At 37.8% G+C, this 15377-nt stretch carries 11 protein-coding genes and 3 pseudogenes; 8 read left to right on the forward strand and 6 right to left on the reverse strand.

The genetic code is table 11. The features are described from left to right. Positions 1 to 91 precede the first annotated feature (91 nt). Complete coding sequence (lpdA, locus tag OWR28_RS10310) at positions 92 to 1501, forward strand: dihydrolipoyl dehydrogenase (protein WP_332386551.1); 1410 nt, start codon at positions 92 to 94, stop codon at positions 1499 to 1501. A gap of 121 nt (positions 1502 to 1622) precedes the next feature. Here the strand turns inward: lpdA and OWR28_RS10315 are convergent, their stop codons facing one another. Then, positions 1623 to 2069: a hypothetical protein gene (locus OWR28_RS10315; RefSeq protein WP_332386552.1), complete on the reverse strand. Its 447-nt coding sequence runs from the start codon at positions 2067 to 2069 to the stop codon at positions 1623 to 1625. 134 nt (positions 2070 to 2203) lie between these two features. Here OWR28_RS10315 and OWR28_RS10320 point away from each other — a divergent pair. Then, positions 2204 to 3027, forward strand: a pseudogene (locus OWR28_RS10320) (CvfB family protein). A gap of 39 nt (positions 3028 to 3066) precedes the next feature. Here the strand turns inward: OWR28_RS10320 and OWR28_RS10325 are convergent. Genes OWR28_RS10325 through OWR28_RS10335 form a run of 3 tightly spaced genes read right to left on the reverse strand, consistent with a single transcriptional unit; the run spans position 3067 to position 6973 of the window. Next, positions 3067 to 5157: a T9SS type B sorting domain-containing protein gene (locus OWR28_RS10325; protein WP_332386553.1), complete on the reverse strand. Its 2091-nt coding sequence runs from the start codon at positions 5155 to 5157 to the stop codon at positions 3067 to 3069. Further along, entirely contained in the window at positions 5127 to 6299 is a 1173-nt protein-coding gene (locus tag OWR28_RS10330) for a hypothetical protein (RefSeq protein ID WP_332386554.1), read from the reverse strand. Before OWR28_RS10330 ends, OWR28_RS10325 begins: the two co-directional genes overlap by 31 nt. Then, positions 6221 to 6973, reverse strand: a complete 753-nt coding sequence (locus OWR28_RS10335) for a DUF7948 domain-containing protein (RefSeq protein ID WP_332386555.1) — start codon at positions 6971 to 6973, stop codon at positions 6221 to 6223. The genes OWR28_RS10330 and OWR28_RS10335 overlap by 79 nt, the downstream gene beginning before the upstream one ends. 165 nt (positions 6974 to 7138) lie before the next feature. On the opposite strand from OWR28_RS10335, the gene OWR28_RS10340 reads away from it, so the two are divergent. From OWR28_RS10340 to OWR28_RS10365, 6 genes and pseudogenes are all read left to right on the forward strand, one after another. After that, positions 7139 to 7732, forward strand: a complete 594-nt coding sequence (locus tag OWR28_RS10340) for a TetR/AcrR family transcriptional regulator (protein WP_332386556.1) — start codon at positions 7139 to 7141, stop codon at positions 7730 to 7732. Between the two features lie 85 nt (positions 7733 to 7817). Further along, positions 7818 to 8051: a hypothetical protein gene (locus OWR28_RS10345; RefSeq protein ID WP_332386557.1), complete on the forward strand. Its 234-nt coding sequence runs from the start codon at positions 7818 to 7820 to the stop codon at positions 8049 to 8051. After that, a complete protein-coding gene (locus OWR28_RS10350; RefSeq protein ID WP_332387441.1) occupies positions 8048 to 8506 on the forward strand; it encodes a TolC family protein in 459 nt (152 codons plus the stop codon). The genes OWR28_RS10345 and OWR28_RS10350 overlap by 4 nt, the downstream gene beginning before the upstream one ends. Before the next feature lie 8 nt (positions 8507 to 8514). Then, positions 8515 to 9183 (forward strand): TolC family protein, encoded by a 669-nt coding sequence (locus OWR28_RS10355; RefSeq protein ID WP_332386558.1) that lies wholly within the window; start codon positions 8515 to 8517, stop codon positions 9181 to 9183. 6 nt (positions 9184 to 9189) lie between these two features. Next, on the forward strand, positions 9190 to 10251 hold the full coding sequence (locus OWR28_RS10360; protein WP_332386559.1) for an efflux RND transporter periplasmic adaptor subunit: 1062 nt from the start codon (positions 9190 to 9192) through the stop codon (positions 10249 to 10251). Between the two features lie 7 nt (positions 10252 to 10258). Further along, positions 10259 to 13446 (forward strand): annotated as a pseudogene (locus OWR28_RS10365) (efflux RND transporter permease subunit). Positions 13447 to 13795: 349 nt separating this feature from the next. Here the strand turns inward: OWR28_RS10365 and OWR28_RS10370 are convergent. After that, positions 13796 to 14241: pseudogene (locus OWR28_RS10370) on the reverse strand (KTSC domain-containing protein). Between the two features lie 162 nt (positions 14242 to 14403). Continuing rightward, positions 14404 to 15159, reverse strand: coding sequence for a hypothetical protein (locus OWR28_RS10375; protein ID WP_332386560.1), 756 nt, complete (start codon positions 15157 to 15159; stop codon positions 14404 to 14406). Positions 15160 to 15377: the final 218 nt, after the last annotated feature.

Below are 15377 nucleotides of genomic sequence, written 5' to 3' on the forward strand. Positions count from 1 at the left end.
AAATTGATAAAACTCACTTTGGTGCTTGGTAATTTATATGTAAATTTGTGAGAATTAAGATAGATAATAATAAACAAATTCATACAATAACATGAGTCAATTCGATGTTACCGTAATAGGTTCCGGTCCCGGTGGTTATGTTGCAGCGATCCGTGCAGCACAATTAGGTTTCAAAACAGCAATTATTGAAAAATATTCAACTTTAGGCGGAACTTGTCTTAACGTTGGATGTATTCCGTCAAAAGCGCTTCTTGACAGCTCTGAGCATTTCGAAAATGCAAAGCATAATTTTGCAGGTCACGGAATCATCATCAATGAGCCGCAAGCGGATATCGCCAGAATGATCGAACGTAAAAACGAAGTGATCAAACAAAATACAGACGGAATCAGCTATCTGATGAACAAAAATCAGATTACTGTTTTTGAAGGAGTAGGAAGCTTCGAATCTGCCACTCAGATTAAAGTGACTAAAAACGATGGTTCTTCTGAAACAATCGAGTCTAAATATACCATCATTGCAACAGGTTCTAAACCGTCTACATTACCTTTCATTACTTTAGACAAAGAAAGAGTGATTACTTCTACGGAAGCTTTAAACCTTAAAGAAATTCCTAAGCATTTGGTAGTAATCGGTGGTGGTGTTATTGGTCTTGAACTGGGTTCAGTATACCTGAGATTAGGAGCACAGGTAACAGTTGTTGAATTTATGGATAAAATCATCCCTGGAATGGATGGAGCTTTAAGCAAGGAATTGACTAAAGTTCTTAAAAAACAGGGAATGAAGTTTATGCTTTCTACTGCGGTTTCTGCGGTGGAAAGAAACGGAGATACTGTAAAAATTACAGCTAAAGATAAAAAAGGAGAAGAGGTAGTAGTAGAAGGAGATTACTGTTTGGTTTCTGTAGGTAGAAAACCTTACACAGACGGTCTTGGACTTGAAAAAGCAGGTGTTGAGCTTGATGAAAGAGGAAGAGTAAAAGTAAATGATCATTTACAGACTAACGTAGCCAATATCTATGCAATCGGTGACGTTATCAAAGGGGCAATGCTTGCTCACAAAGCTGAAGAAGAAGGAGTTTTCGTTGCTGAAACATTGGCAGGACAAAAACCTCACATCAACTATAACCTGATCCCTGGTGTTGTTTACACATGGCCGGAAGTTGCAGGAGTTGGTAAAACTGAAGAACAGCTAAAAGAAGAAGGTGTAGCTTACAAAGTAGGATCTTTCCCGATGAGAGCTTTAGGCAGAAGCCGCGCAAGTGGTGACGTAGATGGTCTTGTGAAGATTATTGCAGACGAAAAAACTGATGAGGTTTTAGGTATGCATATCGTAGGAGCAAGAGCTGCTGACCTTATTGCTGAAGGAGTAATTGCTATGGAATTCCGTGCAAGTGCTGAAGACATCGCAAGAAGTTCCCACGCTCACCCGACCTATGCTGAAGCAATTAAAGAAGCGGCATTGGATGCTACGGCAAAAGACCAATCCATATGTAATATTTGATTAAAAGATTTAATCATTTAAATATAAAAAGGAGAAATCAATTCGGTTTCTCCTTTTTTGTATAAAAATCGAATTAAGTTTTCAAAATTTCATCTATTAACAATTAAAATAATAACGGTTTTTACATTATTTTCATTTTATCATAAAACTTAGAATATTTAGGTGCGATATTGAGCTGTACTCCGAAGGTTACCCCTTTAAAATATTTTTCTTTATGAATAGGAAAAGCATATCCGGTATTGAGAAATATTGCATTAAATAATGAGACGCCTATTCTTGGTTCCAGGGAATAGGGATTGCCGGATGCTCCAATCAAAAGTCCGGCACGAAGAAGATTGATGTTCATCTCCGGAATAAATTTATCTGTATCATTAACGCGGGTATAAAGTAAAGAAGGGCCCAGGATAATGGAACCATCATAGCTATTCCCCAATCTGTATTCTAACCCTGCCTGCAGGACGTTCCGTCCGGTGTAACGGTATGAAATATTCAATGCAGTTTTCTCTAGAATCTGGGCTTTTGAAAAAAACATTGAAAAAAACAGAAACAGGATACCATATTTTTTCATGATTATTTTTGTTCAAATGTAAGTGTTTTATGGTCTTTATGAAAGATGAAAATAAGCCTTTAAAGAATTATAATGGTATTGACTAGGTTCGCATCTTCAAATTTCCGTAACTTTGTCAGCTAATTTTATCATCAATGCAACTCGGAAAAACTCAAACTTTAACAATTTCAGAAAAATTAATTCAGGATGGATCCTCGTAGACCAATCCGGTGAGAAAGCTTTTCTTCCCAAAATTTTCATTCAGGATGAGAAAGAAACAGGTGAGGAAGTTGAAGTATTTGTGTACCAGGATGACGATAAATTAAAGGCAACTACTGAAATTCCATTAGCTGAAGTGGGAGAATTTGCAGTAATGAGCTGTGTACAAAGTCTTCCAAGCGGAGCTTTTATGGACTGGGGAATTATTAAAGATTTATTTATCCCTTACAAGCAGCAGAAAACAAAAATAGTAGAAGGGAAAAGATATCTGGTATATATTTATGTAGATGAAGATATGGAGTTGATTACCGGAACTACAAAATTCAAAAGGAATCCTCAGTATGACGAACTTCCTTTCAAAAAAGGGGATAAGGTAGATCTGATCATGATGAACGAAAGTGAACTGGGCTGGAACGTGATCATCAATAAGCAATACATTGGTCTTATCTATGCTTCAGATGTTTTTAAAAAGCTGTATCCGCTGTCAGAAGAAAAAGGATATATCAAAACAATACGTGAAGACGGGAAAATAGACGTTTCTTTACAGCCGGAAGGTTTTGAAAATATCGACGAGTTCAAACAGAAAATTCTGAGCAAGCTGGAAGAAAATTATGGACTTCTGTATGTCTCTGACAAGTCTTCTCCTGAAGAGATCAAAGATGAGCTTCAGATGAGTAAGAAAAACTTTAAAAAGGCGATCGGAGGACTTTATAAAGATAAGGTTATTGATATTTTAGACGATAAAATCAAATTATTATAAAACTAAAAACGGGCAGAAATTTCTGCCCGTTTTATTTTATCACCGGTTCTTGATCAGAAGCCATCCGTTATAGATTCTTCCGTCAGAAACTTTTATGGTGTACCAGTAATTTCCTGTAGAGACCGGGTGTGATTCATATTTCCCGTCCCATTGGAAAGGTCTGTTTTTAATGATTTCTCTATAAATAGTAACTCCTCTTCGATCATATAAACTGACTTCGGTTCCCGGATAGTTTTCCAGTCCTGCAATTCTCCATGTATCATTGATTCCATCACCATTGGGACTAATCGCATTGGGAATATTAAAGATTGAGAAGCTCTTTTGTCCAATGATACATCCGGATTTTGTTCTTACATAAACAGTATATTCTCCTATATTCAGATTGGTGAAGATATTGGAATCCTGCCATGTAAAATTGTTTAAAGAAAACTCATAATTTCCGCTCTGAGAAAGAATAACGGTCGCTTTATTATTCGTGATATTTACAGAAACAATATGGGCTAAGACAGAATAGCTCACCTGAGTGGAACCTGTATTTTCACATCCGAATATATTGGTCACTTTCACAGTATAAGTTCCGGGAGTCGTTACCGTAATTGTCTGAGTAGTTGCTCCGGTATTCCATTCGTAAGATTTAAATCCTGGTCCGGCATCCAGTACAACTGATTTTCCTTCGCAGAAATCAAGTGTATCAGGTAACTGAACAATAGGTTTGGGATTTAATGTAAGGTTTAATCTTACCACTTTAAAGCATCCGTCCGGTGTTGCAACTCTTACGTGAATAAGTGTTGTTCCTGTATTTAAAACATAAGCTGAAGGATTGGATATAGCATTTCCTGCGGTGTCAGTATAAGTGAAAATGTAATTACCCGGATTATTGATAATACTGGCTTCATAAGAATGAAGATTAACAACCATAGAATTCGATGTGGTTGTATTACACTGCACTAGCGTAATATCTTTTGCCGGAACATTATCTGTAGAAAGTGTTACTGTAATGGCCAGTTTTTCAGATTCACAGTTGTTTAAGGTCTGGGTTACAAAATATGTTTGCCCGTTTACAAGAGGAGTTGTTATTGGGATTATATTTCCTGCAGCATTGTAGAATTTCAGAGATGTTCCTGTTACAACAAGTTTTTCTAAAGCAGGATCGGCAGAAGCGCAGAAATCCTGATTTATATTGGCTGTTGGTTTAGGAGTTGTATTTACTGTTGCCAGGATAGCTGTTTTATTACTTTCACAGCCGTTAATGGTCTGAGATGCATAATAGGTCTGTCCATTGATAAGAGCAGCTGCAGTTGATAAAACATTGCCTGTGGCATCATACCATTTTATATTCTGACCTGTAATCTGAATGTCAGAGATCTTTGGATTATTGGTGGCACAGAAGGTTTGTTGGGTGTTTGTGGTGGTTGGAACAGCAGGAGAGACTATAATTATATTCTGATTTTGAGTCGCAGTATTTCCGTTTCCATCGTTATAGGTCCAATGGATGATATAGTTTCCTGGGATGGAATAGGATAAAGGATCTGTTGTTGTTGCTGTAACAGTTCCTGCACAGTTATCTGCAGCAGTAGGAAAACTCGTAATTGTTGTATGGCAGTCTCCTGTAATATCTGCCAGAGTGGCAATATTGGGAATAGGAGCGATATTGTCACCCACAACAACGTTTACTGTGAAAGTTCCATCACAGGCTCCGGATCCTGAGACCTGACATGTATATGCACCGGCATTGGCTGCTGTTGCATTGGGTATTGCTGGGTTTTGCTGATTGGAAGTAAAACCATTAGGCCCTGTCCAGTTGTATACTGTTCCTCCTGTCGCGTTCAGCTGAAGCATACCGTTAGGACATACGGGAGAATTAGATGTCACAACAGCAGTTGAAGTGCAGTCCTGAAATTTAGCGATAAAAATGTCGTTTCCGCCTCCTGGTGATTGTTGAAAAGTTCCTGGTGTAGCAATGCCGGAGGTATTTCCGCCTGACATTCCGGCAAGGTAAATAGCGCCGTCATTATCTTTTGTAACTTCACTTTGTTGTGTGGCTCCATTTCCTGTATAATAAGTTCCCCATTCTTTTACATCATTCTGGTTATATTTAATTAGGAATGAAGAAATATACATTGCAGGCATTCCCATATAGGCTCCGGGGTTGATATGTCAGGTTGCCCGCTTGAATGCAGTCCGGTAAAGAAAACGTTTCCGGAAACGTCGGGATATGCTAATAGCTGGGGTTCACCTGTGAAATTGAAATAATTTTTTGTAATAGTATTGTTGGCCAGGTTTACCCTCCAGATTCCTGGTTGTCCCAAAGGAAAAGCGGACGTAGAATATTTCCCTGGCAAAATTAGAGTATTATTTACAATCCTTGCTTTCCATATAAGTTCTGATCCTGCATTGCCATAATAGCTTGAACGCAGGATGGTATTCCCTGATTTTGAAAACTGTATATAAAGTCCGTCTGATTCACCGCCTTTTACAGGTTGAAAAGCATTAACCATAGGAATTGTTGAAGATTGCGTAGCACCAATGATTTCAAGATTGTTATTCGAAGAGAAAATCTGAAAAACTGAAGTGGAACCATCGCTGCTCCCCAAATAAGTTGCCCAGTCAACACTACCGTTTGTTGAATTTAAAGATGCTAAAATTCCATCTGTGTATCCGATAGGAGTAGACTTTGTGGGCTGCATTGCATTAACAGTAGGGAAATCAGTGCTAAAAGAATGTCCTCCAATATAGACGTGGTTTTGATTATACGAAACCGAATAAAGCTCACTTTGTCTGGTAGAAACGAACTCTTTTTGAAAAGCAAGGCCGCCATTACTATTAAATTTTACTAAAATAATATTTTCATTATATGGCCCTCTCTGAACTCTTCCTCCAGCATAAATGTTAAAGCTTTCATCAAAATCTACATCGCCAAAAACATCTGTCATTCCAAAGCCATAATAAGTTCCCCAAAGTTTTTGCCCATTTTTTGTGAGTTTCATCAGAAATGCATCAAGTCCGCCGGCAACATTTTGCTGATAAGTTCCGCTAGTAGCAAAGTTTGTCGTACTATTTGTGGTTCCAAACAAATAACCGGTACTCTCAATATCTGTTTTGATCCTGCCATAATCATCACCAAATCCTCCCGCATAGCTTCCCCATATTCTTGTGGGTACAGGATCTATAACCATTATTTTATCAGAAGTATTTAATGGGGTGTTAAACCCGAAAGTCTGATCACCAAGATCTTTAAAAGAAACATCAATGCTTGTTTTTGTATTTCCCAAAATCCAGCTGTTAGGAATATTTTCGTGCATTTCCCAAAACGGACATTCATAGCTAGTTTTCCATCTTTTATCAAAGTAGGGGCACCGTTAAATTTCATTTTAATATCTGAAATTTTTCCACCAGGATTGATGATGAAGTTATATTCAATGGGTTTTAATGTATCATTGGGTTTGAAGAATACCAAATCAATATGAGGATATATATTCTTATAGCTGATTTTTTGATATCGGTGAACATTCGTAATACCTTTTGAGTTTTCCGGCAGATTATAATAATTTTCGTAATCAGGTGATTTCCCTTCAGGTAAAATAGTAACTTTTTTATTTGAATTGATAAGCTCAATGTCTATTCTGTGAATTAATTTTTCATAAATGTACTGATCTATATCAGATGGCGTTGGCGTTGGAACTGTATTTTTTGTTTTTTTTGAAAAATCAGGATTTAAGGTTTTCTTAGTTTCATATATATCATAAGAAAAACCATTAGAACGCAGCTGTACATTCAGACCATTAGAGTGAAAAAGATATTTCACATCGTTATTTTCTTTGCCATTCTGATCTATAATTTGCCCTCTGTTTTCATAAAAGTGATAGAAATTGTTTTTAGAAATCTTCTTCTGTGAAAATAGAAGTGCTATGCTCAAAATTGAGAACAGCGAAAGAATTTTCTTCATTGGTTATTAATTTTTGCGGCAAAGATATAAAAATAGACTTCTTATTAAATAATAAGTAATCGCAAACTTTACCATAGAAATATGACGGATGTCATAACTTTTTTGTTTAACAATTTTGTCAAAAATAAATTTTAATATAAATTTGCACAAATTTGTTTAACAAAAATGTCAAATCAAGCAAAAAAAGACCAAACACAGGAATTAATCAAAGAGACAGCGAAGAATTTGTTCTTTGTGAAAGGAAAATTTGATGCTACTACGCAGGAGATCGCCGATGAAGCAGGAGTAAACAGGACTCTTATTAATTATTATTTCCGATCACGGGATAAGCTTATTCAGATCATCTTTGACGAAGCACAAAGAGTAGAACAGGAAAAGTCGAAGATCATTCAGGATTCTGATCTGCCCTTCAAAGAAAAGATCAGCAAATTCATAGAGAGCAGTCTTTCTACAAGTCTTCAGTATCCCTATCTGGAAACCTATATTGTGTCACAGATTAATAAAGGGACCGGCCATCACAGGGAAATTGAAGAAGATATTCTGAATGAAATGTATCGTGATATCGAAAAAGAAATGGAGTTGGGTAATATAGAAAAAATGGCACCGGTTCAGTTTATCCTGAATATGGTTTCACTGTTGGTATTTCCAAGTGCCATACGGCCATTATTGATGGAAAATCTTTTAATTAACGATGAAGAATATGACAGGATTATTTCTGAACGAAAAGAGATTATTATCAACATGTTATTTAAAAATTAAAAAAACTAAAGTATTTCTGATGATGATTCGTCAAATAGAAATAAATAATGAATGAATAAATAAAAAATAAACGAAGTATAAAATTATGAATAGAAAACGTATAACTGCTACAAAGCTAAAAATTGGGATAGCTTCAGCATTTATGATTTTCGGCTTTTCATTGGTGTCTGCCCAGCAGCAGGTTTCCCTGCAGGAAGCAATCAAACAGGCACTCCAGAATAAGGCAGAAGCTAAGAAAGCTGCTTTACAGGTAAAAAAGCCGAATACAAGATTGATGAGGCCAGAGCCGGAGCTCTCCCTCAGATCAGTGCAACAATAAGCAATACGTACAATCCTATTTTGCAAAAATCTGTTCTTCCCGGTGAGGTTTTAGGTAAACCTGGTGAGCTGATTCCTGTTGCTTTTGGAACAAAATGGCAATCTGTAAACGTAGTAACTCTTAACCAGAACGTTTTTGATCAGAGAGTTTTTATTGGTCTTAAAGCAGCGAAATCTACAAGAGAATTCTATCTTTTAAATTCGGATTTAACCAACGAGCAGATTATTGAGAATGTTGCCACAGCATATTATCAGGTGTTCGTACAGGAAGAGAATCTTAAAACGGTGGAAGAGAGCTATGCCAATACGGAAAGGGTAAGAAACGTCATCAAAAGTTTGGTAGATAATGGCCTTGCTAAGCCAATTGACCTGGATCGTACCAATGTTCAGCTTACCAATATCGGTTCAAACAAGCAACAGTTAATTAACGCTGTTGAAGTTTCAAAAACTCACTGAAGTTCTATATGGGAATTCCTATTGATACGCCTATTGAACTTGAAGAGAAAACAATTGTACCGAATCCACAGCTGTTGGACAGCAATGTGAATCTGGAGACCCGTTCTGAATTAAAAGTTTTGAATAAGCAAAGAGAACTTCTGGAATATAGCAAAAAAGCAACTATTGCCAATCTTTATCCTACGGTAGGACTTTCAGCTAACTATGGCTGGCAGGGGCTGGGGAATAAATTCCCTTATGCTACAGGATCAAGCCAGGGAACGAACTGGGGAGACTATGCTTCCATTGGCTTAGCGATTAAAATTCCGATTTTTATGGGAGGGGCTACCAAAGCTCAGATCCAACAGGCGGAAATCGATATTCAGGATTTAGATCAGGATATACAGAATAAAAAACTGAACTTGAGTTTAGATTATAAAAATGCAGTTTCCAATATGGAGAACGCAATAATCAATATTCAAAGCATGAAAGATAATGTGGACCTGGCAGAAAAAGTACAGAAAAATACTCAGTCTAACTATCAGTACGGTCTGGCAACACTTACAGAAGTATTGGATACTGAAAATGCTCTGACACAGGCTAAACAGAATTATGCGAATGCATTGCTGGACTACAAGCAGGCTGAAATAAAAGTAATTAAAGCAAAAGGAGAGTTAAACACATTACAAAACCCATAATAAACAATGAAAAAAACTTTAATATATATCATCGTAGCAGCTGTACTGGTAGGTTTGGCCGCTTACAAGATTGCAGGTAACAAAGAAAAGCAGACTCAGGAAGTAAAAGAAGTTGCCAAGCAGGTAGATAAAATCAACGTCAATATCGTAACCGTTACAAGAGAAAATATTGATACAGACTACTCAGCCAACGGAACTTTTATTCCTAAGCAGGAAATGAGCCAGTCTTCCGAGATCTCAGGACGTATCGTAAACGTTTTGGTAAAAGAAGGTTCAAGAGTAAGTGCAGGTCAGGTTCTGGCAACCATCAAAAGAGATGCTATCGAAGTAGATGTTACCCAGGCTCAGAATAATCTGCAGAATGCTATTATTGATAACCAGCGCTATGAAAACGCATACAAAACAGGTGGAGTTACAAAACAACAGCTTGATAATTCAAGGCTGCAGCTTAAGAATGCTCAGGCAGCATTAAAAGCACAGGGTGTAAAAGTAAACGATACAAGCATCCGTGCAGGAATCAGCGGTACGATCAACAAGAAAATGGTTGAGCCGGGAACTGTTGTTTCACCCGGGACAGCAATGTTTGAAATTGTTAATATCAACAGCTTAAAGCTTTCTGTCTTAGTAGATGAAAGCCAGATCGGAAAAATCCAGTTAGGTCAGGAAGTTCCGATTAAAGTAAACGTTTTACCGGAAGATTCTTTCGTAGGAAGAATTACATTTATCGCTCCTAAGAGTGATGCTTCTTTGAATTTCCCTGTTGAAATTGAAGTTCAGAACAAAGGAAACCTTAAAGCCGGTATGTATGCAACTGCTAAATTCAGTACCAACAACGGTGCGGAAACCCAGAATATGCTGACCGTGCCAGCAGAAGCGTTTGTAAACGGAGTAAGCTCAGGACAATTATTCGTTGTTCAGAATGGCGTTGCAAAATTGATCAAAGTAACCATCGGAAAAGTTTACGGGGATAAAGTTCAGATTTTAAGCGGATTGAATGGCGGAGAGCAGGTGGTAACCAGCGGACAGATCAATCTGGACAACGGATCTAAAGTAAACATTATAAAGTAGAACGTTTATGAAGTTAGCAGAAATATCGATTAAAAGACCCTCGCTGGTAATTGTATTATTTACAATTCTGACGTTGGGAGGTATCCTGAGTTATACGCTCATGGGATACGAATTGATTCCGAAGTTTGAAACCAATATGGTAACCATATCTACCGTGTATCCGGGAGCTTCGCCTGCAGAGGTGGAGACATCCGTGACCCGGAAGATTGAAGATGCCGTAGGTTCCCTGGAAAACGTTAAAAAGGTAGAATCTTCTTCATACGAAAGTTTATCCGTTATCATGGTTCAGCTGAACGATGGAGCCGATGTAGACTACGCTTTGAATGATGCCCAGAGAAAGGTAAATGCAATCCTTGCAGACCTTCCGGAAGATGTAAAGGCTCCTTCTCTGAATAAATTCTCGTTAGATGACTTACCGATCATCACGATGAGTATTTCATCTGATAAACTGAACAGTAAAGATCTTTATGACTTACTGGATAAAAAGATTGAACCTATTTTCTCCCGTGTAAACGGTGTGGCTCAGGTTGATCTTGTGGGTGGGCAGGAAAGAGAAATTCAGGTGAACCTTGATGAGAAAAAATTACAGGGGTACGGACTTTCAATAGGAGATGTACAACAGGCTATCCTTTCATCAAACCTTGATTTCCCTACAGGGAGCTTGAAAACAAGAACTACAAAATCTACGATCAGACTTTCAGGAAAATATAAATCCACTGAAGAGATGAATAACCTTGTGGTTTCCAATAAAAACGGAGCCCAGGTACGTTTATCCGATATCGCAACAGTTTTTGACTCTCAGAAAGATGTGGAGAAAGTAGCGAGATTCAATCAGTTTCCTACCATTTTGATGCAGGTTAAAAAACAATCTGATGCGAATGCGGTATCGGTATCTGAAAGTGTTCAGAAAACAATTAAAACAGTAGAAGAAGCATACAAAGTTCAGGGCGTAAAAGTAAAAGTGGTAAATGATACTACAGACTTTACCCTTGAGTCAGCCAACCACGTTATTTTCGACTTATTCTTAGCGATTATTCTCGTGGCAATTGTGATGCTATTATTCCTTCACAGTATCAGAAACGCATTTATCGTAATGGTTTCTATCCCGGCTTCATTGGTGGCAGCGTTCATCGGTATGAATCTAATGGGATATACTTTGAACCTGATGAGCTTACTGGGGCTGTCGCTCGTGGTAGGTATCCTGGTAGATGACGCGATCGTAGTACTGGAAAACATTTACCGTCACATGGAGATGGGTAAAAGCAAGATCAGAGCGGCGTATGACGGAGCATCAGAGATCGGATTTACCGTTGCTGCGATTACATTGGTAATTGTGGTGGTATTCTTACCGATCGCAATGAGTTCAGGTCTTGTGGCCAACATCCTTGCTCAGTTCTGCGTCACGGTAGTTATTGCAACCCTATTATCATTGCTGGCTTCATTTACCATCATTCCTTGGTTATCATCAAGGTTCGGTAAACTGGAACATTTAACAGGTAAAAACTGGTTTGAGAAATTCATCCTTTGGTTTGAAGGATTAATTGACAAGTTCACACACTGGATTACCGGTATTCTTGAATGGTGTCTGAAAACAACATTAAGAAGAATCTCAACAGTAGTCATTACATTCATTGTTTTAATCAGTTCATTTATGCTGGTAGCATTCGGATTCATCGGAGGTGAGTTCTTCCCGCCGATCGACCGTGGTCAGTTCCTTGTACAAATGGAATTATCCAAAGATGCAACTGTTGAAAAAACCAACCAGTTAACATTAGAAGTTGAGAAATTCTTAAGAAACGATAAAGATGTTGTAGACCTTATTACAACAGTTGGACAACAGTCTACAGGTTTTGGTGGAGCTCAGGCAACTACTTACCAGTCTGAAGTTCAGGTAAACCTGACAGATAAGTCCGAACGTTCTGAAAGTACCAACATCAAAGCGGCAAAAATAAAAAGACAGCTGGAAGAGAAATTTACTGGTGTTGAGTTTAAAACGGCTCCGATCGGTATCATGGGTGCTGAAAATGCTCCGATTGAAATGGTTGTAACAGGACCGGATAACGCAACCGCAGTAAAAGAAGCAACCAGAATCCTTGAGCTATTGAAAAAGTACCGGGAGCTGTGGATGCTGAGCTATCAACAGATACAGGAAGCCCTGAAGTTCAGGTAAGTATCGACAGAGATAAAATGGCTTCTTTAGGCTTGAATCTTTCAAGTGTAGGACAGACGATGCAGACGGCGTTCAACGGAAATACAGATGGTAAATTCAGAGCAGGAGAATATGAATATGATATCAATATCCGTTTCGGAGATGTCAACAGACAGTCCATTGATGATGTTAAAAACCTTATGTTTACCAATGCTCAGGGGCAGCAGGTTCGTCTGAGCCAGTTTGCAGATGTGAAAATGGGTTCAGGGCCAAGCTTACTTGAGCGTAGAGATAAATCTCCTTCTGTAAAAGTAAGAGCAAAAGCGGTAGGTAGACCGGTAGGGGACGTAGCTAATGAATGGGCAGATAAGTTCATGAAGAGCGATAAAAAACCTGTAGGAGTAGATTATATCTGGAGTGGTGATATGGAAAACCAGCAGGAAGGTTTCGGTACGTTAGGAATTGCTCTATTGGCAGCTATCGTATTGGTATACCTGGTAATGGTTTCACTGTATGACAGTTTCGTGTATCCTTTTGTGGTATTGTTCTCAATCCCGTTAGCGATGATCGGAGTAATGGTAATTCTGGCTTTAACTGCCAATTCACTGAACATCTTTACGATGTTAGGGATGATCATGTTGATTGGTCTGGTAGCGAAGAACGCAATCCTTATCGTTGACTTTACGAATGCGAGAAAAGCAGCAGGAGCCAATACCCACGATGCTCTGGTACAGGCTAATCACGCACGTCTTCGTCCGATCCTGATGACCACCATTGCGATGATCTTCGGTATGTTACCGATCGCATTGGCAACAGGTGCCGGAGCAGAGATGAACAAAGGTCTTGCATGGGTAGTAATCGGTGGTCTGACATCATCTCTATTCCTTACATTGATCATTGTACCGGTAGTATATTCATTATTTGACTCTCTTTTAAGAAGACTGGGACAACATAAGAAAGTAGACTACGAAGCTGAAATGAAAGCTGATTACGTACACAGAGAACTGAATGAGGACGGATTTACTCCGAAGCATTTGGATAAATAAATTAAGCCTTTAATTAACCGAAAAGCTGTATCATTTTGATACGGCTTTTTTGTTGGCTAATGAATGTGTATGTCATAGATTCTGGCTAAAGCCATTGAATGATATTTGCTATTCTAAATGGGTTTCAGCTCATTTCTCTTTGGCTTGATTACCAATGAGATTCTTTCTTCGTTAGAAATCGAAGACTCGACGGAGTCAATGACAAACGTGAGCGATTAACTTTTAAGATATTCAATAGGAGCGGGCTTTAGCCCGCTTAATTCTATAACATTCATTATTTGGCTTTAGCCAAAACATAAAAAAAGCTTTCAGCATATGCTGAAAGCTCTTCTATATTATAATACAAAAACTAATCTGCCATAACCTCTCCGGACTTTCTGTAAACAAAGTTTCCGTAGATGTGTCTTCTTGCAAAACGGCTTGGGAATCAGCATTGATCATTTTGATATAGGTATTTTTGGGAACACCCATATATTCGTAGATATTGCCGTTCAGATGTTGTACTGTTAAAATCGATTTTTCAAGATAGAAATCCTGGATATTGGATTTTGTAATTGTTTCCGTATATTCTTCTTTATATTTTTCCTGAGTTTCCGGATTGATACTTACCAAAAAATGATAAGCTTCAATAACAGACTTGCTCTTTTCTTCCGCTTCCTGCTTTCCTGCTTCATCATTAATGAATTTATCAGGATGGGTGTCTTTCATCACATTTCTGTAAATGGTCTTCAATTCTTTTAAAGTAACATTTTTATCTACTCCAAGAAGCGTTCTGTGCTCACCAATTTTTTTCATATCTCTAATCCTTATTTTCGGGGTGCAAAATTACGGATTTAAATCTGATAAACCATAACTTATTCATTATTAATTTATTTGAGTCTCAACCGGAAACAATTTTACAACAGAAAACAGCACCCGGTATAAGTGCTGTCTTAGTATAATATTAAATCTTAATTCTTATGGTTCATCACAGGTTCTTTTCAGTTTTGTAAAGATTTTGTCAAAATCTTTGTAGGAAGTTCCTTCATCATCACGTTTCTGTCTGAAACTGCTGTTGGCACAGTTGTGAAAACCCAGCCCTATCATATCGATCAAAGCGTAATCTTCTCTTTGAGGATCATTCATTTTAGCATCAAATCTAGCCATTACGCCTTTAGGGTCCGCATTATTTTTACTTTTAAGCTCAGTATACATTCTCCATGCAGCATACATCTTTTCTCTGTCAGGAGAAGAGATCGCATCAATCTGTTCTTTGCAGGTATCGTAGTATTTACTGTTTTTAAGGGTTGAAGGATCAGAATAAGCAATAATTTCTTCCTTATTCAACTGGTATTCGTTTTCAAAAGACTGGATGGTTTCTTCCTGAAGTTTTTTCCATCTTGGAAGATCAATAACCTGTATGCTGTACAGCTCCTTTTTCTTTTCCTGATATTGTTTTTCAAGCTCCTCTAAATAAGCTTCTCTGTTCTGACGGATTTCTTCAAGCTGGGAAAGCTTAAAAACGGGACGGGTATCAAAAACAACGCCGTTAAACTGGTACAAAAGCTTGTTCACTCCGTCTATTTCTTCCTTTTTATATTTAGCCGGATCAAAGTAGCCTTTATTGTCACAATTGAAAGTCTGATAGCTGTAGGGTGTCAGATTATTTGTTTTTGCAGGAGATTTTTGTCCCCATATAGTAATGGATAAGGCCATTGTAAGCCCGATCATCATTTTTTTCATGTACATACGTTGTTGAAAGAATCCGAATTTTCTGAATTTCAGTGCAAAATTAAGGCTTTAAATTCAAAATCTAAAGAATTAAATAGATTTTCTCAATTGAATTTGCAATTTTTATACAGATTTTGTAGAACAGTTTTCATTTGGTTTTTTTATTTTGCATATTATTTGCTCTTAAATCCCGTCATAGCAATGGATACAGAGAAAATGTA

This window comes from Chryseobacterium sp. 1B4, assembly GCF_036631475.1.
Lineage (GTDB): Bacteria > Bacteroidota > Bacteroidia > Flavobacteriales > Weeksellaceae > Chryseobacterium.

Bases quoted from the DNA above. Each gene is read 5' to 3' on its own strand.
- OWR28_RS10375 (WP_332386560.1), bottom strand. From the start codon at position 15,159: ATGATGATCGGGCTTACAATGGCCTTATCCATTACTATATGGGGACAA.
- OWR28_RS10335 (WP_332386555.1), bottom strand. From the start codon at position 6,973: ATGAAGAAAATTCTTTCGCTGTTCTCAATTTTGAGCATAGCACTTCTA.
- OWR28_RS10325 (WP_332386553.1), bottom strand. From the start codon at position 5,157: ATGCCTGCAATGTATATTTCTTCATTCCTAATTAAATATAACCAGAAT.
- OWR28_RS10355 (WP_332386558.1), top strand. From the start codon at position 8,515: ATGGGAATTCCTATTGATACGCCTATTGAACTTGAAGAGAAAACAATT.
- OWR28_RS10315 (WP_332386552.1), bottom strand. From the start codon at position 2,069: ATGAAAAAATATGGTATCCTGTTTCTGTTTTTTTCAATGTTTTTTTCA.
- OWR28_RS10345 (WP_332386557.1), top strand. From the start codon at position 7,818: ATGAATAGAAAACGTATAACTGCTACAAAGCTAAAAATTGGGATAGCT.
- OWR28_RS10360 (WP_332386559.1), top strand. From the start codon at position 9,190: ATGAAAAAAACTTTAATATATATCATCGTAGCAGCTGTACTGGTAGGT.
- lpdA (WP_332386551.1), top strand. From the start codon at position 92: ATGAGTCAATTCGATGTTACCGTAATAGGTTCCGGTCCCGGTGGTTAT.
- OWR28_RS10340 (WP_332386556.1), top strand. From the start codon at position 7,139: ATGTCAAATCAAGCAAAAAAAGACCAAACACAGGAATTAATCAAAGAG.